This is a genomic window from Rhizobium sp. 01N447_2, assembly GCF_056399245.1.
Window position 1 is genome coordinate 1 of sequence record NZ_JBFTQY010000098.1, and the last position, 20613, is coordinate 20613.

A 20613-nucleotide genomic window follows, 5' to 3' on the forward strand; every position below is an offset into this window, starting at 1 on the left:
ATCYCCGACAGGGCATCCGACAAGCTCGCCGCCGACCTTGCCGAACGTGAAAACCTCTCCGACCAGATCGCCGGCAAGGAGACGGTTGCCGAGCCGCCCGAGGTCGCCGACATCCTGCTCGATCTGACGCGGCGCGAGACACAGGCCTTCTCCATCTCACTGGCCGAGAGTGTGCTGAATTCCTTCAAGGATCAGGTCGGCACCATCAACAATCCGCACCGTCATGCCGGCTTCCGCGTGCTGCAGGCCCCTGACGTGCCGTCGATCCTTCTCGAGATCGGGTTCCTCTCGAATGCCGAGGACGAGAAGCTGCTGCTCGACGAGGCCTGGCGCGGCAAGATCGCCGGTCTCTTGACCGACGCAGTGAAGCGATACCGCGCCGCCGTCATGGCGAATGGCGGTTGACGGCCGCCGCCCAAAAATCTGTAGCGGTTGCGGCACGGCGGCCCGCATAAAAACAAAGATTCATAAAAACAAAGATTTAAGTGCGCCGCATGAATCAAATTCTGAGCAAGATACCCCGGATTGGCGGTGGGGACGGGCGTTGCTTGGATGTGACAGTTCTAATGAAACGCGGCCGCAGCGGTGAATGCGGCGCAGACAGCCCTATTTTGCTCACATTCGCGCCGTTACTCCGGCTTATGTTTCGCAGCCTGAGGCGCGAAATCGGCTTGTGGCGGTAGCGCTCATAGAGTAAGCCGCGCAACGTGCAAATTGCCTTGATCTGTGCAATCGTTGCGGCTGCGCCGATTGAAGATCGAAGAGACCGGTAGCTGAAATATGGTTAGACTTTTTGGATATTTCTTCGGAATGGCCTGCGTCCTGTTTCTGGTCGCGGCGGCGGGTGTTGCCATCTATCTCGCCAATGTCGCGAAGGATCTCCCGGACTATGCCGTTCTGAACAGCTATGCGCCGCCGGTGACGACCCGCGTCCATGCCGGCAACGGCGCCCTGATGGCCGAGTACGCCAAGGAAAAGCGTCTCTTCCTGCCGATCCAGGCGGTTCCCGACCGTGTGAAGGCGGCTTTCCTGTCGGCCGAAGACAAGAACTTCTACAATCATCCGGGCGTCGATCTCACCGGTCTTGGCCGCGCCATCCTCGTCAACCTGCAGAATTTCGGTTCCGGCCGCCGCCCGGTCGGCGCCTCCACAATTACCCAGCAGGTGGCCAAGAACTTCCTTTTGAGCTCGGACCAGACGATCGACCGCAAGATCAAGGAAGCGATCCTCTCCTTCCGTATCGAGCAGGCCTACAGCAAGGACAAGATCCTCGAACTCTACCTGAACGAGATCTTCTTCGGTCTGAATTCCTATGGCATCGCCGGCGCAGCACTCACCTATTTCAACAAATCCGTCACCGAACTGACCGTCGCCGAAGCCGCCTATCTGGCATCGCTGCCGAAGGGTCCTGCCAATTATCATCCCTTCCGCCATCCGGAAGCAGCGCTCGAGCGTCGCAACTGGGTGATCGACCGGATGGTCGAGAACGGCTATGTCAGCCAACCTGACGGCGAGGAAGCCAAGAAGCAGCCGCTCGGCGTCACCGCCCGCACCACCGGCCCCTCGCTCTTTGCTTCGGATTTTTTCGCCGAAGCCGTGCGCCGCCAGCTGATCGACCAGTACGGCGAAAAGGTCCTCTATGAGGGCGGCCTTTCGGTGCGCACGTCGCTCGATCCGCAGATGCAGCTCGCTGCGCGCAAGGCGCTGCAGGACGGTCTGGTCACTTACGACGAGCGCCGCGGTTTCCACGGCCCGATCAAGCAGATCGATGCGAGCGGTGATTGGGGCAAGGCGCTTGCCGATATTCCCGCACTGTCCGATGTGCCGGAATGGCGGCTTGCCGTGGTACTCGCCGTGTCAGACAGCACCGTCGACATCGGCCTGCAGCCGGCCAAGGATGGCAGCGGCAAGGTTGCGGCCGATCGCCAGCGCGGCACGATCGACGCCAAGAACATGCAGTGGGCCTTCCGTTCGGCCGACGGCGCCCGCAAGACCACGAAATCGCCGGTCGGCGCCGTGTCCCCCGGTGACGTTGTCTATGTCGCAAAGCTCGGTGACGACGCGTCGACCTCCTATCGCCTGCAGCAGCCGCCGAAGGTGCAAGGTGGCCTGGTCGCCATGGATCCGAAGACCGGCCGCGTGCTCGCCATGGTCGGCGGCTTCTCCTATGCCCAGTCCGAATTCAATCGCGCCACCCAGGCGATGCGCCAGCCGGGCTCCTCGTTCAAGCCTTTCGTCTACGCGGCGGCAATGGACAATGGTTATACGCCGGCTTCGGTCATCATGGACGCGCCGATCGAAATCGTCTCGGGCGGCCAAGTCTGGAGGCCGGAAAACTACGGCGGCGAATCCGGCGGCCCGTCGACGCTGCGTTCGGGCATCGAGCATTCGCGCAACCTGATGACGGTGCGCCTCGCCAACGATCTCGGCATGAATATCGTCGCAGAATATGCCGAACGCTTCGGCATCTACGACCACATGATGCCGGTTCTCTCAATGTCGCTCGGCGCCGGCGATACGACGGTGCTGCGCATGGTCTCGGCCTATTCGGTCATTGCCAATGGCGGCAAGCAGATCAAGCCGACGCTGATCGACCGCATCCAGGACCGCTACGGCAAGACCATCTTCAGGCATGAGGAGCGTCTGTGCGAGGGCTGCAATGCCGGTGATTGGCAGAACCAGGAAGAGCCGAATATCGTCGACAACCGCGAAACCGTGCTCGACCCGATGACCGCCTACCAGATCACCTCGATGATGCAGGGCGTTATCCAGCGCGGYACGGCTGCCGGCAAGGTCGATCTCGGCGGCCGCGACGTCGCCGGAAAGACCGGCACGACCAATGACGAGAAGGATGCCTGGTTCGTCGGCTTCACGCCGGACCTAGTCGCAGGCCTCTATATGGGTTTCGATACGCCGGCCCCGCTCGGCCGCGGCGGCACCGGTGGCGTCTTGTCCGCCCCGATCTTCAACGAATTCATGCAGGCTGCCGTCAAGGACATGCCGGAATCGAAGTTCGTCATTCCATCCGGCATGAACCTGATTTCGATCGACCGCAAGACCGGCATGGCGGCGGGCGAAGGCGATCCGAACACCATCGTTGAGGCCTTCAAGCCTGGCACCGGCCCGGCCGACAGCTTCTCCGTGATCGGCATGGACAGCACCATGGCGCCGGAGGAAATCCTGAAGACTTCGCCGCAGGCGAACCAGGCCGTCCAGACCGGCACGCCCGGCCTGTTCTGACCGAGGCCTGAATTTTGCACGCCCGCCGCGGCCCTTTACATCCGCGGCGGGCGTCTCTATGTCACCAGCACCTGAAGAAGACCGAGGCAGAGAAGCGGAAAATGCGAGCGGAAATCGAAAACGTGGTCGATGAAACCAAGCAGGCTATCACCCTGCTGAGGAGGCATCTTTGACTGGGACCAGGCGATAAGACGACTGGACTGGTTAAACAACAAGGCAGAGGATCCGAACCTCTGGAACGACGCTTCCGAAGCGCAGAAGCTGATGCGCGAGCGCCAGCAGCTCGATGACGGCATCAACGGCGTCAAGCAGCTCGAGCAGCAGCTGAACGACAATATCGAGCTGATCGAGCTTGGCGAGGAAGAGGGCGACCAGAGCGTCGTCAAGGAAGCCGAGGATACGCTAAAGGCCTTGAAGGCCGAGGCCGGGCGCCGCCAGGTGGAAGCCATGCTCTCCGGCGAAGCCGATGGCAACGACACCTATCTCGAAGTCCATTCCGGCGCCGGCGGCACCGAAAGCCAGGACTGGGCGAACATGCTTTTGCGCATGTACACCCGCTGGGCCGAACGCCAGCGCTTCAAGGTCGAGCTTCTCGAAGTCCATGACGGCGAAGAGGCGGGCATCAAGTCCGCRACCCTGCTCGTCAAGGGCCACAATGCCTATGGCTGGCTGAAGACGGAATCGGGCGTGCACCGCTTGGTGCGCATCTCGCCCTAYGACAGCAATGCGCGTCGTCATACGTCCTTTTCGTCGATCTGGGTCTACCCGGTTGTCGACGACTCGATCCAGATCGAGATCAACGAAAGCGACTGCCGCATCGACACCTACCGYTCCTCGGGTGCCGGCGGCCAGCACGTCAACACSACCGACTCGGCCGTGCGCATTACGCATATTCCGACGGGTATCGTCGTGCAGTGCCAGCAGGAGCGCTCGCAGCACAAGAACCGCGCCAAGGCGTGGGATATGCTGCGCGCCCGCATGTACGAAGCGGAACTGAAGAAGCGTGAGGATGCCGCCAGCGCCGAAGCCGCTTCCAAGACCGAGATCGGCTGGGGCCATCAGATCCGCTCCTACGTGCTGCAGCCCTACCAGATGGTCAAGGACCTGCGCACGGGCGTTGCCAGCAGCGCGCCCGATGATGTGCTCGACGGCGATCTGAACGAGTTCATGGAAGCGGCCCTTGCCCACCGGATCAGCGGCGCCGCCGACGCGGTCGTCGAGGATGTCGACTGATCGGATTGTCGATGGATTGAGACAACAAAAGCCCCGGAGACGGGGCTTTTGTTTTGAAAGGCCCTGGAAAGTCCATTCAAAGTGTTAAGGGCGTCCTTTGCGCGTCTGAAAAGACGCGCGGCGCTATAGATCGTTGAGGCGATCACAGCCCTTGCTCGACGCATAACCAACCGCTTCAGCTCATCGAGACGCGCTTAAATGACATCGAGAAGAGGTTTGCCCGCGCTATCGGCGCCTATGGCGATCTTTCCTGTGCGTCTTATGATTTTCATTGATCCTCCGCCTGGCCCGTGAGTGCAGGTCTTCTCACAGCGGATTCTCGTGGTGCGATTTGCCCCTGAGGCCGCCCTCGCATTTATATGATCGTCCACGACTTGACATTTGTCGAGTCAGTGTCGAATAATGTCATCATGGATATCGGGGCTGGAGATCACCGATGTCGATCGGCTCCCGCCAATCGGTTGCCGGTGCATGTGTGGAGGAGAAGAGGGTGGAGCTTTTGCTGGATGTGGAAGGGCTGAAGAAGTCCTTTGGTGGTGTCGCGGCATTGCGCGACGGCCGCTTCGAACTTCGCGCCGGCTCGGTCCACGCACTTTGCGGCGGTAACGGCGCAGGCAAGTCGACCTTTCTCAAGATCCTCATGGGTATCCATAATCGCGATGCTGGCTCGATCCGCCGTCGTGGCAAGGACGTGGACTTTGCCGGTCCCGCCGACGCGCTCGCCTCCGGCATTGCCATCATCGAGCAGGAGCTGAGTCCGGTTCCGCACATGACGGTGGCGGAAAACATCTATCTCGGGCGTGAGCCCTCGACACGTTTCGGCGGTATCGATTTCCGGACGATGAACCGCTCCGCCCAAGGGCTTCTCGACGATCTCGAATTCGATATCCGCGCTACCCAATACATGATGAACCTCTCCGTCGCGCAGATGCAGCTCGTCGAGATCGCCAAGGCGCTAAGCCACGATGCCGAGGTCATCTTCATGGATGAGCCAACCTCGGCAATCGGTGAGAAAGAGGCTCAGCAGCTCTTCGCGGCCATCCGGCGCCTGAAGGGGCAGGGACGCGGCATCGTCTATGTCTCGCACCGGCTTTCGGAAATCTTCCAGATCGCCGATTCCTATACCGTGTTTCGCGACGGCGCCTATGTCGGCAGCGGAGACCTCAAGGAGATCAGCCGTCCTGATCTCATCCGGATGATCGTTGGCCGGGAACTGGCCGAGGAATATGTCAAAACCAATACGCCGACATCCGAAACCGGCCTCGAGGTTACGGCGCTGAGTTGCCCGAACAAGATCGAGGACATTTCCTTCTCCGCCCGCAAGGGCGAGATCTTCGGCATCTACGGGCTGATGGGCTCGGGGCGAACCGAGATCTTCAATTGCCTTTTTGGCCTCGAAAAATCCTCCGACGGCAGGATCGTCGTCGATGGTGCCCGCATCTCCGTGTCGAAGCCGGCGGATGCGATGGCAAATGGCCTGGCGCTGGTGACGGAGGATCGCAAGCTGACGGGGCTCAATCTTTCCGACTCCGTTCGCGCCAACATCTGCATGGCAAGCCTACCGGAGATGAGCCCTTCCTTTGCCATGAGCCGCCGTCGCGAGGCCGAGGCCAGCCGTCGGATCCAGGCGCAATTTCAGATCAAGGCCGCCCGTGACACCATGCCGGTCTCGGGCCTGTCAGGCGGCAATCAGCAGAAAGTGGTGCTCGGAAAATGGTTTCTGCGCAATCCAAAGGTGCTGCTCCTCGATGAGCCGACACGTGGCGTCGATGTCGGCGCCAAGCGCGAAATCTACCGCATCATCTGTGATTTTGCCGCGGCCGGCGGAACGGTCGTGATGATCTCATCGGAAATCGACGAAGTTCTGGGCATGTCGGACCGTATCATGGTGATGCGCGCAGGCAGAAGCGCGGGAATTTACTGCCGGGAGGAAACGGATGCCCAATCACTCGTCCACTTATCGACCTGATCAGGATCAGGTCACCCGTAAGGCGCCAGAGGAGCGAGCAAGAGTGTCAGAGAGCGACGATAGCAATGCCGGCGGCTGGTTCAGTTCGGATCGACGACGGCTGTTGATTCAGGAATACGGTATCTTTCTCGCTTTTCTGCTTCTCGTGGTGGTCCTTTCGTTCTCGAACGAGTTCTTCCTGACCGGCGGCAATATTTCCAACGTGCTGCTGCAGACTTCGATCAACGGCGTGCTTGCCATCGGCATGACTTTCGTGATCCTGACCCGCGGCATCGATCTTTCGGTCGGTTCCGTCGTGGCGCTTGCCGGTATTGTCAGCGCCAGCTTCTCGACGACCTCTGCCACGGCGGCGATCGCCGGTGCGCCCTATCCGGTGGCCATCGGACTTGCGGTCGGCATCCTGGTCGGCGTCGCTTGCGGCGCGATATCGGGGGCGATCGTCTCGCGATTTTCCGTTCCGGCCTTCGTTGCCACCCTTGGCATGCTTTCGGCCGCGCGCGGCTTGACGCTGATCTATGGCGGCGGTCGCCCGGTTCCCGCGCTGACGCCGGCCTTCCGGTGGATCGGCACCGGCGACGTCATCGGCATTCCGGCCCCCGTCATCATTCTCGCCGTCGTTTTCGCCGCTTCGTGGTGGATCCTCAGCCGGACGCGCTTCGGCCGCTACATCTATGCCGTCGGAGGCAATCCGCATGCGGCGAAGACCTCCGGTATCGACATCGGCCGCATCCGTTTCATTGTCTATGTCATTTCCGGCGGTCTTGCCGGTCTGGCCGGCATGCTGCTCAGCGCCCGTACAGGATCGGCCCTGCCACAGGCGGGCATTGCTTATGAGCTGGACGCAATTGCGGCGGTCGTTATCGGTGGCACAAGTCTGTCGGGCGGTGTCGGCCGGGTGACGGGTACGCTGATCGGCGCGCTCATCATCGGCGTCATGAACAACGGCCTCGATCTGATGGGGATCCAATCCTACTACCAGCAGGTCCTGAAAGGTGCCCTGATCGTCGGCGCCGTGATGCTCGACCAGAAGCGAACTTACGGGGCCTGAGCCCCATCGGAAACCGTGCCGGCCCTTGCCGGCCCGTTGCAGAGGCGAGCCATGCCGGCCGCTAAAACTTAAAGTGGAGGATATTGAAATGAGAAAGCTTATGATTGCGCTTGCTTCGGCAACTGCCTTACTGGCCTCGTCGGCCGTGGCCCAGGAAAAGATCAAGATCGGGGCAGCCCCTTACGGCCTCAATGCGGAGTTCATGCAGATCTGGGCGGCAGCGATGCAGGAGCACCCGGCCGTCAAGAGCGGCGAGGTCGAGCTGACTGTTTTCGACGGTCGCTATGACGCGCTGGTTCAGCAGGATCAGTTCAAGACGATGGTCACGCAGAAATACAATGCGATCATCTTTGCACCGATCGACGTCGATGCAGGTGCAGCGGCCGTACAGTCGGCGGCGGATGCCGGCATTCCGGTGATCGGTTCGAACACCCGCGTCAATTCCGACCTGCTGACCTCCTATGTCGGTTCCGACGATACCATCTCGGGCTACATGGAAGCCAAGACCGTCCTCGACAAGCTCGGCTGCAAGGGCAATGTCGTCATCCTCGAAGGCCCGGTCGGTCAGTCCGCACAGATCTCGCGCCTGGAAGGCAATAAGAAGGCGCTCGCCGAATGCCCTGACGTGAAGGTCCTCGAAGACCAGACGGCGAACTGGTCACGTGCCGAAGCCCAGACGCTGATGGAGAACTGGCTGACCGCGCATCCGAAACAGATCAACGGCGTGATCGGCCAGAACGACGAGATGGCGCTCGGCGCCATCGAGGCGATCAAGGCTGCGGGCCTCGACGAGAAGAGCTTCGCGATCGCCGGCATCGACGGCATCACCGACGCTCTTCGCGCCGTCAAGGCCGGCGAGATGACGTCGATCCTGCAGGACGCACGTGCTCAGGCTCAGGGCGCTCTCGACCTTGCCATCTTCCGTGCCAAGAAGAGCAACTACAAGCCGCAGTCCGATATCTGGGCGACCTACAAGGACATGCCGTGGAACGACGGCAAGGACAAGAATTACAATGTGCCGTGGACGCCGGTGACAGCCGACAACGTCGACAAGCTGCTCGCAACACGTAAATAATCCATTCTGTGGGGCGGGTTCGCCCGCCCCATTTCTCAGACAGGCCGGGAAAAGATCCATGACCGATTCAAAACAGATTGATCTGAATTTTTCGCTGGGCGGCAAGGTCGCCCTGGTAACGGGTGGGGCCTCCGGCATCGGCGATGCCATCGCATCGGCATTTGCCGCCAAAGGCGCGGTCGTCGGCGTGATCGACATCAATGAAACCGTCGCGAAATCCAAGGCCGAGGCCCTCGGAAATGGCGCGAAAGCCTTCGTCTGCGACGTTTCCAACCCGCAATCGGTGGAAGCCGTCATCGCTGCGGCGCAGGCGGCCTTCGCTCATATCGACATCGTCGTCAACAGCGCCGGTGTCGCCATGCTCGCCCCCGCCGAGGATCTCACCCTGGAGGCCTGGGACAGGACCATCGACATCAATCTCAAGGGAACATTCCTCGTCTCTCAGGCGGCCGGCCGGGTCATGCTCAAGGCCGGCACGGGCGGCAGGATCATCAATATCGCCTCGCAGGCCGGCACGGTCGCCATCGATCAGCACGTGGCTTATTGCGCCTCCAAATTCGGCGTCATCGGCCTTTCCAAGACGCTCGCTGCCGAGTGGGGGAAACACGGCATAACCGTCAATACGATCTCGCCGACAGTGGTTCTGACCGAGCTCGGAAGAAAGGCCTGGGATAACCCGCGCGGAGAGGAGCTGAAGAAGCGCATCCCGATGGGGCGCTTCGCCTATCCCGAGGAGATCGCTGCGGCGGCGGTGTTTCTGGCGTCGAGCGGCGCCGAGATGATCAACGGCGCGGATCTTCTGGTCGATGGCGGCTATACCATTGTCTGACACGCGGAAAACAGGAGGAACCATGCAACGGTTTATCAACAATCCGGACGAGGTCGTCGAGGATACGGTCAAGGGCTTCGTCAAGGCGCATGCCGATATGGTCAGGCTCGGCAGCGACAATCCGCGCGTCATCGCCGCGCGCCACGCGCCCGTCGCGGGCAAGGTCGGCGTCATCACCGGTGGCGGTTCCGGCCATGAGCCTGCCTTTATCGGCTATGCCGGACGCAACATGCTGGATGCCGTCGCGGTGGGTGAGCTGTTTTCATCGCCGACGGCCAAGAGTTTTCTCGATGCCGCGCGCGAAGCCAATGGCGGCAACGGTGTCGTCTGCCTCTACGGCAATTATGCCGGTGACAATATGAATGTGAAAATGGCGATCAAACTCGCCGCCAAGGAAGGCATCACGATCGCGACCGTCGTCGCCAATGACGATGTATGTTCGGCCGGACCGGACGAGCGTGAGAAGCGACGCGGCGTTGCGGGCGAGATATTCATGTGGAAATGCGCGGGCGCCAAGGCTTCGCAAGGGGCGAGCCTCGAAGAAGTGCAGGCGACAGCGCAAAGGGCGATMGACAATTGCCGTTCTATCGGCATCGGCCTCGGTCCCTGCACGCTGCCCGCCGTCGGGCATCCCAACTTCCAGATTGCGCCGGGCACGATGGAAGTCGGCATCGGCCATCACGGCGAGCCGGGGGTGCGGGTCGAGCCGCTGAAGCCTGCCGCCGAGGTCGCACGCGAAATGGCCAAGATCGTTCTGGATGACCACGGACTGACGTCCGGAACCGAAGTGGCCGTCATCGTCTCCAGCCTCGGCGCGACGCCTTTGAACGAGCTTTATATCCTTCACGACACGATCGAAACCGAGATTACCGGGCGCGGACTGAAAATCTACAAGACCTATATCGGAAATTACTTCACCTCGTTGGAGATGGTCGGTGCGACGCTGACCGTCATGGCGCTTGACGGCGAGTTGAAGACGCTACTCGACGTCGATGTCCACTGCCCGGCAATGCCTTGATGGGAGACCAAGCGAATGCAGCAATTTGATAATGCTTCCTCGGGTGACATCGTTGTCTCGCTCGCAGATCGGATCATCGAGAACCGCGCTTATCTCAGCGAGATCGACGGCAGGATCGGCGACGGCGATCACGGGGTTAATATGGCCAAGGGATTTGGCATGGCAGCCGAACGGATCAAGGGCGCAGACATGTCGCTCGCAGAAGCTCTCGACACGCTCGGCACGGTGCTGATGACGGAAATCGGCGGGTCGATGGGGCCGCTCTACGGCGTCATGTTCATTCAGTTCGCTGAAACGATCGAAAAGGCTGCGCAGATCGATGCGGGGATGTTCAGCGCAATGCTGCACAATGGTCTTGAAGGCATTCAGGCGATCGGGTCCGCAAAAGTGGGCGACAAGACCCTTCTCGATACGCTCGTGCCCGCCATAGAGGCGTTCGATCTGGCCAATAGCGACGGAAAGTCGTTTGCGGAATCGCTGAATGTTCTCGTCGCAGCGGCGGAGGCCGGCCGGGACAGCACCCGTGATCTGGTGGCCAGGATCGGCCGGGCAAGCAGGCTCGGCGAACGTTCGCTTGGCGTTCTGGATGCCGGCGCCACCTCCTGCGCGCTGATCCTCCAGTCGCTCGCACTTGGCGTCGAGGCAAGGCTTCGGCCATCCGCATGAAAAACAGCGGGTTTTGGTGAGAGCCGTGATCCTCCAGAGCATCACCTTTCCGGCTGCGTTGGTGGCCGGAAATCATTGTGCGGAGAATGTTGAAAACCGGAGACTTTACGCTCATCTTCGCGGGCGATTTGAACATCGCAGGGAAACCAGGAAGCATGACCGTCAAGACATCATCAGCGCGGAAGAACGGTAGCGTGCGAAACAGCGCTGACGATGCGTCGGAACCCATCCCGCTGCGGTTTGGCGATGATCCCTATATCTGGGCCTGCTGGCTCTATTATGAGGACGGCATGACGCAGGGCGACATTGCCGATACAATGGGGATTTCGCGGGCAACGGTGAACAGCTATCTCGCCGATGCGCGCGCCCGCGGAATCGTCAATATCTCCATCGAGCCGTCGCGCCTGAGTTCGCTGACGATTGCTCAGGAGTTGAAACGGCATTTCGGTTTGCAGGACTGTCTCGTCGTCCCGAGCGACGACAATACCCGTCCGCTCATCGACCGTCTCGGGCGCGCAGGCGCTCAGGCGCTGCAGAGGCTTTTGAAATCCGGTGATAAGCTGGCCGTCGTCTGGGGCCGCACGGTCATGGCGGTCGGTGAACAGACCTCGATAAGCGGCCTGCAGGACGTCACGGTGGTTCAGGCAACCGGCGGAACCAGTGCGACATTCGCCTATACACCCGAACTTTGCGCAGCGGCCTTTGCCGATGCCGTGGACGCGCGGCTGATCAATATCGCAGCTCCGGCGATCGTATCCGCTCCTGATGTCCGCAATATCCTGTTGCGTGAGCCATTGATCGAAAGTCAGTTCGAGGCGCTTTCACACGCCAACAAGGTGATTTTCGGTATCGCCTCCATGCGCCCGAATTCGACCATCCATACCAGCGGATTCTTCGAGTCGGTATCGTTGCAGCAATATCTGGCGAAGGATGCCGCAGGCATCGTCGCCGGACGTTTCATCGACGGGCAGGGCCGCCCGGTCGCAGGCCCGCTGGATGACCGCACGGTCGGAATATCACTCGACATGCTGAAGAAGATCGGTCTGCGGATCGCTGTCGCCGGCGGTTTCGACAAGGTGCCGGCAATCCTCGCAGCCCTTCGCGGCGGCTATGTCAACGTGCTGATCACCGATGCCGCGACGGGCCGCGGCATCCTGCATGCGGACGGTGTGACCGAGGTCGACCAGAAGCTTTTGCAGCGCCCAAGGGTCGAAATTGGTACGCCGCCAGCGACCGGTTTCCGCACTCACATCAAGAAATTTCTGAACAATCCTGACGAGGTCGTCGAGGAAATGCTCTATGGGGCAGTGAAGGCACATGCTGCCTATCTCGAGCCGGTCGACAATTCTCACCGCGCGCTCGTTGCCCGGACGGGACCGCGCGCCGGCAAGGTCGGTCTTGTGATCGGCGGCGGCACGGGACACGAGCCTGCGTTCTTCGGCTATGTCGGGAAGGGTCTTGCCGATGCCGTTGCTGTCGGCAATATCTTCTCCTCGCCGCCTCCCGGCCCGATCCTTCAATGTACCAGGGCGGCGTCCGGCGGAGAGGGTGTGCTTTTCGTCTACGGCAACTATGCCGGCGACGTCATGAATTTCGAGATGGCAGCCGAGATGGCGGCGGAGGAGAACATCGCGGTCCGCACGGTCGTGACCACGGACGACATCGCCTCATCGCCGCTGGAAGACAGGGAGGGCCGACGGGGCGTCGCCGGTAACTTTTTCATCTTCAAGGTCGCCGGAGCAGCCTGCGACCGCGGCCTGTCGCTTGCTGCCTGCGAAACGGCGACGCGCAAGGCCAACGCACGGACATTTACGATGGGCGTTGCATTGGAACCGTGCTCGCTTCCTCAGACCCGTCGCCACAACTTTGAAATTGGTCCCGACGACATCGAGATCGGCATGGGCATCCATGGTGAACCCGGCGTCATTCGCGAAAAGATGATGACTGCCGATGAAATCACCGATCGGGTGATGGATCGCATATTCGCGGAAATGAAGCCGGCATCGGGCGACCGCGTCGCAGTATTGGTCAATTCCTTCGGCGCAACGCCGCTGATGGAACTCTACATTCTCTTCCGGCGTGTCGAGCAGCGGCTGAGTGCGAAAGGCATCGCGATAGAGGCGAATTGGGTGGGACACTATTGCACCTCGCTCGACATGGTCGGTGCATCCATATCGATCTTGCATCTCGATCAAGAATTGACGGAATTGTTGCATCATCCTTGCGATACCGCGTTTCTGCGGGTCGCGAACTGAAGGTATAAGAGATGCGCTCGGCTGACACGGGCCGCATCCTGCTCGAACTGGGAGGATCATGATGTCGGAAAGCGCGGCGCGCCACCTTAGCAGGATGTTTCATCGCATCTCCGTTGCGATCGCAGCGGAGAAGGACCGTCTCTCGGATCTGGACGGGGCTATCGGCGACGCCGATCATGGAATTACCATGGTGCTCGGCTTCACGGCGGTGAACGGGGAACTCGCGAAATTCGACCTCGACCACATGCTTCCGTCGGAGGTGTTCACGTCGGCGGCGACAGCCTTTCTGAATGCCGTCGGTGCATCCACGGGACCGCTTTACGCCACGGCATTTCGCAGGGCCGCCCAGGTCCTGAAACAGGACGAACACCTTTCAACTGCCGATCAGGCGGCGATCGTCGAGGCGATGACGGCCGGCATCAGGGAGCGTGGAAAGGGGCAGCGCGGCGACAAGACGATGCTCGATGCCTGGATTCCCGCGACCGAAGCCGCCGTCACTGCACGGGCGCGGGCGGCCGGGAGCGTCGAAATGTGGACCAGTATACTGCAGGCCGCCGAAACCGGCGCGAATTCGACCCGTTCCATGGTTGCAACTCGGGGGAGGGCGGCCCGGCTCGGCGAGAGGTCGCTCGGACACATCGATCCAGGCGCGGCCTCGGCAGTCATCATCCTTCGCGCGATGAAGGAAACCTTCGCCGGCGACACCGTGAAAGAATAGGATCGGCGACAGAATTTGCATGCAGGGTCATCTGCGCGGAGCAAATGCGTCTTCGTTCCCCGAAGGCATGCTCAATTCGTGGCCTTTTCCGCGCGGATGTCACTGCCTTGAAACAGCGTTGCCGACAGATCGGCAATCTCGTCGTGAACGGCCGCACGCTCGATGCCGGGGGGATCGGTAAAGAGTTCTGCCGCAAAGGCGAGGCCGAGCGCAGTGCCCTCCGGCACAAAGACATAATGTCCAAGGCCGCCGCCGAAGATTTTAAGAGCGCTGCGCCGGAGCCGCGCATGTAGCCACGACGAACATTCTTCGGCCGGTGCCGCCCTGTCGGCATCACCGACCAGGATGAGGGCGGGCGCTTCGACAGCTTTCAGGCTTTCCTCGCTGAAACCGAGAACGGACCGGCCCGGCGCGCAAACGAGCGCGGCCTTGATTCTGTCGTCTCGGTAGGACTTCGACATGCGGGACCATGAATCGGAAAACACATCGCTGGTGCGCAGCAATGCCGGAATATGATCGGCAAGGTCGGGAAACTCCCTGGGTCCGCGCGCGCCACCCGGCTTCATCCTGGACGGTTCGAACTGCGAGAACTGGGCGATAGCGCCAAGCAGCAGCATGACGCTATAGGCTCCGGCCGAAAATCCGGCCGCGAACACACTGTTCGTATCGATATGGCCCGAAAGATCGCTCAGCCACGCATCGCTGTGGTCGAGCATGTAGCTTAGATCCGGCGCCCGCTCCCAAAGGCAGGCAAAGCCTTCAGCGCGATAGGGCTCGTTGCCGGTATTGCCATGGTAGTTGACGCCGGGCGCTGCAAATCCGCGATCGACCAGGCGTCGCGCCAGCCACTCCAGCCCGGCCGCGGATCCGCCGGTGCCATGCGACAGAAGAAGAAGGGGATAGGGCACGGCCTCCGGTCGGATCGGTGCATCGCGGGCGACGGCCGCTTTCTGGAACCAGCTTCTTTCCGGTATTTCGCTTTCTCGCGCGTCATCGGCAGCGGGATACCAGAGGGACCAACTGATGGGTCTGGGGCCGGCTGCGTCCCAGTTCGACCTTTTCTCGTCGTGGAGGACGCCGTCACGAAAGCCAAGTTTCATCGCCTGGATGCCTCTTTGAACAATTCCCAGCTGTTCAATTCGTCGCCTTCTCCACGGTGATGTCGCCGAATTCGTCGATCAGCACGGTCCAGCCATCCGGCTCCGCGGCAGGGTCGGTCTTCAGATAGACCGTGGCGAAGAGCCCCGGTTCCTTGATGATGCCGTTCGAATTCTCGGGGCGTATATCGGTAACGTAAGGCTTCAGGTCGCTGAACTCCTGCAGCTCGATGGTCGAGGCGATCGCCGGGCCGGTCTCGGTCTGGGCAATCTGCTGCAGATAGACCTTCGAAGTCCTGTCCGGCTGGCGGACGGCAAAGAGCTTGTAGTAGCCGTGGCGCTGCGCGGCCCTTCCTTCGGGGTCGGCAACGCTCTCGGCGCCCATCGGCGCCCGCTCGACCGCCGGCGCGTTGCCGTCATCCTCCCAGTAGCCGGTGCTGGTMGCGAAAATCACCGATGCCGGCAGGATGGCATCCTTTGCCGGAGCGGCGTCAGCCGCAATGCTCCATCCCGCAAGCAGGAGGCTCGTCATCAATACCCGTCGCATTGCCATCGTCTCAATCCTTGAACTGCTCGGCGAGAATACGGTCGGACCAGGAGCGGTCGGGATCAGAAAGGATCCGTGCCGTCATATGCTCCGACTGGGCGATGCGGACATGCAGAACCGATTTGACCTCGGTATTGTCGGCCACCGCGTTCACCGGCCGCTTCACCGGCTCGAGGACGTCGATATCGACGGTCACCTTGTTTGGAAGCAGCGCGCCCCTCCAGCGCCGTGGCCTGAAAGCGCTGACCGGCGTCATGGCGAGCAGTGGCGCCTCGAGCGGCAGGATGGGGCCATGGGCGGAAAGATTATAGGCCGTCGATCCGGCAGGGGTCGCCACCATCAACCCGTCGCAGATCAGTTCCTCCAGGCGAACACGCCCGTCTACCGTGACCCTCAGATTCGCCGCCTGATAGGATTGGCGGAAAAGATAGACCTCGTTGATGGCGAGCGCCGTCGAGTTGGTCCCGTCGGCATTGGCCGTCGTCATTTGCAATGGCCGGAAGACGTTTTCGACGGCGTCGCAGATGCGCTCCTGAAGTCGTTCGCTACGATAGTCGTTCATCAGGAAGCCGACCGAGCCGCGATTCATGCCGTAGACCAGCTTGCCCGAGTTCATGGTGTTGTGCAGCGTCTGCAACATGAAACCGTCACCGCCGAGCGCGACGATGACGTCGGCTTCGTCAGCCGGTACGTCACCATAGACGCGAATCAACTCCTCGCGCGCGGCAAGCGCCTCCGTCGTTGGTGAGGCGAGAAAGGAAAGCGTCTGAAATGAACGGCCCATGCAATGCCCTTTATGATGCTGCCCTAGCTAAAGGATAAAGGCCTTGTGCGACAAGGACGTTTTCTATCGTGAAGCGTTTTGAGCTGCAGCAGACCTGTCCGCGCGGCCGCGGATTTTCCCTTTACAGAATCACAGAATCTGCTAGTTGGGGCAACTATCGCCCTTGTAGCTCAGTTGGTAGAGCACCTGATTTGTAATCAGGGGGTCGCGGGTTCGAACCCTGCCGGGGGCACCATTCTTTTCCGCGCGATACGGCCTGCCAACTCATAGCCTGGGTTCGACGCTGCTTCGCTCAATCTCGCACCGGCAGATCTTTTCAGATAGCACGCATCGCTTGATGAACCGCGCGTGAAGGGCTGCTTCAGCGCCAATTCAGGCGCGCCCGCATATCTTCGCCTCATCATCAATGAGGAAACAGCCATGAAGCTCGCTCATCTCTTTCTCGCCGCAACCATTTCCGTCGGTGCGGCTTTCGCGTCCGTCGCACCGGCCACCGCCATGCCGGCCGAGCGGCCGGCGGTGTCGACGCAGGGCGATGTCGTTCAAATCCGTGATGGCTGGCGAGGTGATCGCGACCGCGACGACCGTGGCTGGCGAGGTGATCGCGACCGTGACGACCGTGGCTGGCGCGATGGGCGCGACTGGCGCCGCTCCGACTGGCGTGATGATCGCCGTCACTGGCGGCGGTGGCGCGCCGAGCGTTGGCAGGAACGCCGTGAGTGGCGTGATCGCGATCGCGGCATGCCGTTCTGGCTCTACCGCAGCTGACGATAACGGCCCGGATCATCCGGGCCGTTACTCATTGAGTGACGGGTTCGTTGACGCTCGCCTCGATCCTGTCGCCATTGCCGGCCTGTCCGGCGCCGGAGGGCGACATCATCGCAATGCTGAGCACGGAGGCGACCATGAAGGCGACGACGGCGATCATTATGCGCATAAGCGTTCAATCCTCGTTCGATTCCGGGATTAACGCATGATCGCCGTCCGCGTTCCTGCCAGTAATTATTGTACCTGTCCCGGCGTCGCCGGGCCGGGCGCCGTCGGCGACAGAGGATCGGGCTGGTGGATGGGGTGCGACGTGTCCACCCAGATGATACTGATGATAATCACGACGAAGACCGCGATGAAGAGGATACCGAAAATCAGCGGTCGAATGGCCATGATAGGGATCGTTCCTTCTTGCTTCTGAGCCGGTTGCGGCAACCGATCATTGCTCGATCATAGTGCTCCGGGGCGTCATTCCAAGGCAAAAGTGGATTTTTCTGGCATCGGAGCCGACTGACTATGGGTTAGCGGCGAACGAGTGAAAGCGGCTTGCCGCCTTCCTCCTTCGATTTGTCGAAATTGCCGTCAGCGCGCATGTCGAAGCCAAGCGACGAACCGTCAAGGCTCATCAGCGTCAGCCCGAAACCCTCAATATGCCAGACGGCGAGCTTCAGTCTGGCGACGTTGGCAGCGCAGTCCCCCGAAAGGGACAGCGGCGCGTTTCCCTCCGCATCGACACGGCCGTTGAGCGTCACGCCGCAAAGCCTTTCGCCGTTCGGTCTTTGCATCGTCCATATCCCGGCAAGGCCGGTGACGCTTGGCAGGTGATCGACGCCGTCAGGTGCGGCGATCAGCAACAGCGGCGCACCATCCTCCGTCTTCATCGGCGAACCTTCGTTCTCGACGAAGCGAGCGAGCACCTTGCGCGTCGCATCGATCAGGATGACGCCGCCATTGCCATCGAAATTCCAGGAATGGGCTTCTGCAAGTGCCGGCAGTGGCTTGATACAGGAGGCCTGACCGGAGACCGAATAGCCGCCGATCGCTTCTTCGGTTTCCAGCGTCAACCGGCATCCGCTCGCACCGTCCTCCGGGGCAACGAGATAGGTTCCTGCCTGCGCTTTGAGAATATCGGGGTCGATACCCTGTCCATATGCCAGTCCACAGGCAAGCAGCACCGCTGCCGGAGCCATCAGTCTAGGGATGAAACGGACCATGACAATTACCCTTTGCCGCAGCCAGCCTATACCTTCAAGTGGAGCCGCGCCGCATAAAGCGCGATCGCCGCCGCATTCGAGACGTTGAGCGATTTGATCGCGCCTGGCATGTCGAGACGGGCAAGTGCGTTGACGGTTTCCCGCGTCTTTTGCCGAAGCCCCTTGCCCTCGGAGCCGAGCACCAGCGCCACTTTTTCGCCGGAGAAGGTGCCTTCGAGCGGTGCCGGCCCTTCCGAATCGAGGCCGATGGTGGAGAAGCCGAGCTTGTGTAATTCGCCGAGCGCATCGGCGAGATTGGTAACTTGTATATAAGGTATCAGTTCCAGCGCGCCCGAGGCGGACTTGGCGAGCACGCCCGATTCGGTCGGGCTATGTCGCTGCGTGGTAATGACCGCACCCGCGTTGAAGGCGACGGCCGAGCGCATGATCGCGCCGACATTGTGCGGATCGGTCACCTGATCGAGGACGAGCAGGAGGGGGCTGTCCTTCAGCGCTTCGAGCCGGCGTACCGGAAGTGGCCGTGTTTCCAACATCACGCCCTGATGGATCGCCTCCGGGCCGAGCACCTTGTCGATCTCCTGCGGCGAAACGATCTCGAAGGGAATGCCGAGCGCCTCGACGTCGACTTCGAGCCGCGCGAGCGCGTTCTGCGTCACGAACAGCTTGATCTTCTTGCGCTCGGGATTGTCGAGCGCCGCGCGCACCGTATGCAGGCCATAGAGATGCACCTGGTCGGGCGCAAGCGCCGGGGGCTTCCAATCGTCGCCGCCGCGCTTTCGCTTCTGCGGCTGAGGCGTCGGAATCTCCCCGCGTTCGCGCTTGGCGTCGCGGTGGGCGCGCCGCAGAGTGGCGTAATGCGTATCCTTGGCGGATGGGTCTGTCGCGGTCTTGCCGCCGGATTTGTTGTCTTTGCTCATGCAGCTTTATAGCCATGGCGCTCGCTGCCGCATAGGCTTTCTTTCATATGCCGGCTTTCGGCAGCGAATGAAATTTTTCGTGTTTTTTCCGTTGTCATCGTGTTGACAGACTGAAATGCTCCGGTCATATACGCGGCGCAGACGACGGGCCGCAACGCTTCGAAGTCTGACGAACTTGGTCTTGCGATCCGGACGAAAAACTGGAGAGATGCCCGAGTGGTTAAAGGGGACGGACTGTAAATCCGTTGGCTCAGCCTACGTTGGTTCAAATCCAACTCTCTCCACCATTCGTCATCGGATCGGACCACCCCGCGGGTATAGCTCAATGGTAGAGCAGCAGCCTTCCAAGCTGAATACGCGGGTTCGATTCCCGCTACCCGCTCCAGTTTCCGTTAAGCCACCTTATACGACCGCTGCAGCGGTCGTCCCGAGATGTCTCCGGCGCTGGCGGAGAAGCTGACGATTGCGGTTATCGGCTGGCAGGGAAGGGCGCTCGGCGCCGAACGTCTATGGCGCGTCGCAGGCGGTCCATGCGATTTTCTTTAAGATTTCAGCGATTTTCGAGGGGGCTTTGGCGAATCGCCTTGCAGGCGGCGAATTGTCTCCCATATGCGCTGTCAGGCCAAGAATGGCGTCTGCAATTAAGTCTTGCGCAATGTCGCCGAAAGCCTTAAACGGCGGCACTAAACCGGTTCGCCGGGGCCACCATTTTCGTTCACAGGAAGCATTCAAATGGGAAAGAGTAAGTTTGAGCGCAACAAGCCGCACGTCAACATTGGCACGATTGGCCACGTTGACCACGGTAAGACGTCTCTGACGGCAGCGATCACGAAGTACTTCGGTGAGTACAAGGCGTACGACCAGATCGACGCGGCTCCGGAAGAAAAGGCGCGTGGCATCACGATTTCGACGGCGCACGTCGAGTACGAGACGCCGGCCCGCCACTACGCCCACGTCGACTGCCCCGGCCACGCCGACTACGTCAAAAACATGATCACCGGTGCTGCCCAGATGGACGGCGCGATCCTGGTGTGCTCGGCCGCTGACGGCCCGATGCCGCAGACGCGCGAACACATCCTGCTGGCTCGCCAGGTCGGCGTTCCGGCGATCGTTGTGTTCCTGAACAAGGTCGACCAGGTTGACGACGCCGAGCTTCTCGAACTGGTCGAGCTCGAAGTTCGCGAACTGCTGTCGTCCTACGACTTCCCGGGCGACGAAATCCCGATCGTCAAGGG

At 61.0% G+C, this 20613-nt stretch carries 20 protein-coding genes and 3 tRNA genes; 16 read left to right on the forward strand and 7 right to left on the reverse strand.

All coding sequences use genetic code 11. The features are described 5' to 3' along the window. The 11 genes from AC1ECN_RS35085 to dhaL (AC1ECN_RS35135) form a co-directional block, all read left to right on the forward strand. The coding region (locus AC1ECN_RS35085; protein ID WP_477955598.1) for an N-acetylmuramoyl-L-alanine amidase family protein at positions 1–405 on the forward strand (405 nt) is incomplete at its 5' end. A gap of 375 nt (positions 406–780) precedes the next feature. Then, entirely contained in the window at positions 781–3240 is a 2460-nt protein-coding gene (locus AC1ECN_RS35090) for a penicillin-binding protein 1A (protein WP_018069500.1), read from the forward strand. 101 nt (positions 3241–3341) lie between these two features. Further along, positions 3342–4473, forward strand: a protein-coding gene (gene prfB, locus AC1ECN_RS35095) for a peptide chain release factor 2 (RefSeq protein ID WP_128404385.1) whose coding sequence is annotated in 2 segments (ribosomal slippage) — positions 3342–3410 and positions 3412–4473 — 1131 coding nt in all. Because the reading frame shifts where the segments join, the coding sequence is not laid out codon by codon here. A 490-nt stretch (positions 4474–4963) separates the two neighbouring features. After that, positions 4964–6442, forward strand: a complete 1479-nt coding sequence (locus AC1ECN_RS35100; protein WP_026170697.1) for a sugar ABC transporter ATP-binding protein — start codon at positions 4964–4966, stop codon at positions 6440–6442. 43 nt (positions 6443–6485) lie between these two features. Further along, complete coding sequence (locus AC1ECN_RS35105) at positions 6486–7490, forward strand: ABC transporter permease (RefSeq protein WP_018069504.1); 1005 nt, start codon at positions 6486–6488, stop codon at positions 7488–7490. 88 nt (positions 7491–7578) lie between these two features. Beyond that, complete coding sequence (locus tag AC1ECN_RS35110) at positions 7579–8565, forward strand: substrate-binding domain-containing protein (protein WP_130661366.1); 987 nt, start codon at positions 7579–7581, stop codon at positions 8563–8565. A 58-nt stretch (positions 8566–8623) separates the two neighbouring features. Then, on the forward strand, positions 8624–9394 hold the full coding sequence (locus AC1ECN_RS35115; RefSeq protein ID WP_130661367.1) for an SDR family oxidoreductase: 771 nt from the start codon (positions 8624–8626) through the stop codon (positions 9392–9394). 22 nt (positions 9395–9416) lie between these two features. Continuing rightward, positions 9417–10412 carry a dihydroxyacetone kinase subunit DhaK gene (locus AC1ECN_RS35120; protein ID WP_130661368.1) on the forward strand — a complete coding sequence of 332 codons (996 nt, stop codon included), beginning with the start codon at positions 9417–9419 and terminating at the stop codon, positions 10410–10412. A gap of 15 nt (positions 10413–10427) precedes the next feature. Next, complete coding sequence (gene dhaL / locus AC1ECN_RS35125; RefSeq protein ID WP_130655201.1) at positions 10428–11078, forward strand: dihydroxyacetone kinase subunit DhaL; 651 nt, start codon at positions 10428–10430, stop codon at positions 11076–11078. A 155-nt stretch (positions 11079–11233) separates the two neighbouring features. Continuing rightward, positions 11234–13333, forward strand: a complete 2100-nt coding sequence (locus AC1ECN_RS35130; RefSeq protein WP_130661369.1) for a bifunctional sugar-binding transcriptional regulator/dihydroxyacetone kinase subunit DhaK — start codon at positions 11234–11236, stop codon at positions 13331–13333. A gap of 61 nt (positions 13334–13394) precedes the next feature. Continuing rightward, entirely contained in the window at positions 13395–14051 is a 657-nt protein-coding gene (gene dhaL, locus AC1ECN_RS35135; protein WP_130662772.1) for a dihydroxyacetone kinase subunit DhaL, read from the forward strand. Between the two features lie 71 nt (positions 14052–14122). Here the strand turns inward: dhaL (AC1ECN_RS35135) and AC1ECN_RS35140 are convergent, their stop codons facing one another. The 3 genes from AC1ECN_RS35140 to AC1ECN_RS35150 are packed head-to-tail and all read right to left on the reverse strand — an operon-like array spanning position 14123 to position 16479. Beyond that, complete coding sequence (locus AC1ECN_RS35140) at positions 14123–15151, reverse strand: alpha/beta hydrolase family protein (protein WP_130672361.1); 1029 nt, start codon at positions 15149–15151, stop codon at positions 14123–14125. A 34-nt stretch (positions 15152–15185) separates the two neighbouring features. Beyond that, positions 15186–15701, reverse strand: coding sequence for a hypothetical protein (locus AC1ECN_RS35145; protein WP_130661371.1), 516 nt, complete (start codon positions 15699–15701; stop codon positions 15186–15188). 4 nt (positions 15702–15705) lie between these two features. Next, positions 15706–16479: an NAD kinase gene (locus AC1ECN_RS35150; protein WP_018069513.1), complete on the reverse strand. Its 774-nt coding sequence runs from the start codon at positions 16477–16479 to the stop codon at positions 15706–15708. A gap of 159 nt (positions 16480–16638) precedes the next feature. Between AC1ECN_RS35150 and AC1ECN_RS35155 the strand changes: the two genes are divergently transcribed. Further along, positions 16639–16714 (forward strand) — tRNA-Thr (locus AC1ECN_RS35155). A gap of 113 nt (positions 16715–16827) precedes the next feature. After that, on the forward strand, positions 16828–17247 hold the full coding sequence (locus AC1ECN_RS35160; protein ID WP_018069514.1) for a hypothetical protein: 420 nt from the start codon (positions 16828–16830) through the stop codon (positions 17245–17247). A 31-nt stretch (positions 17248–17278) separates the two neighbouring features. Here the strand turns inward: AC1ECN_RS35160 and AC1ECN_RS35165 are convergent, their stop codons facing one another. From AC1ECN_RS35165 to rlmB, 4 genes are all read right to left on the reverse strand, one after another. Further along, positions 17279–17416 carry a hypothetical protein gene (locus tag AC1ECN_RS35165; protein ID WP_018069515.1) on the reverse strand — a complete coding sequence of 46 codons (138 nt, stop codon included), beginning with the start codon at positions 17414–17416 and terminating at the stop codon, positions 17279–17281. Between the two features lie 65 nt (positions 17417–17481). Continuing rightward, positions 17482–17640: a hypothetical protein gene (locus AC1ECN_RS35170; RefSeq protein WP_003558513.1), complete on the reverse strand. Its 159-nt coding sequence runs from the start codon at positions 17638–17640 to the stop codon at positions 17482–17484. Positions 17641–17768: 128 nt separating this feature from the next. Further along, positions 17769–18461, reverse strand: coding sequence for an AprI/Inh family metalloprotease inhibitor (locus tag AC1ECN_RS35175; RefSeq protein ID WP_018069516.1), 693 nt, complete (start codon positions 18459–18461; stop codon positions 17769–17771). A 26-nt stretch (positions 18462–18487) separates the two neighbouring features. Continuing rightward, complete coding sequence (gene rlmB, locus AC1ECN_RS35180) at positions 18488–19378, reverse strand: 23S rRNA (guanosine(2251)-2'-O)-methyltransferase RlmB (RefSeq protein WP_018069517.1); 891 nt, start codon at positions 19376–19378, stop codon at positions 18488–18490. 202 nt (positions 19379–19580) lie between these two features. Between rlmB and AC1ECN_RS35185 the strand changes: the two genes are divergently transcribed. The 3 genes from AC1ECN_RS35185 to AC1ECN_RS35195 form a co-directional block, all read left to right on the forward strand. Then, positions 19581–19665 (forward strand) — tRNA-Tyr (locus AC1ECN_RS35185). A gap of 24 nt (positions 19666–19689) precedes the next feature. Further along, a tRNA-Gly gene (locus tag AC1ECN_RS35190) sits at positions 19690–19763 on the forward strand. A gap of 347 nt (positions 19764–20110) precedes the next feature. Beyond that, positions 20111–20613 (forward strand): GTP-binding protein (locus AC1ECN_RS35195; protein WP_477955604.1); only part of this gene is annotated, 503 nt, incomplete at its 3' end.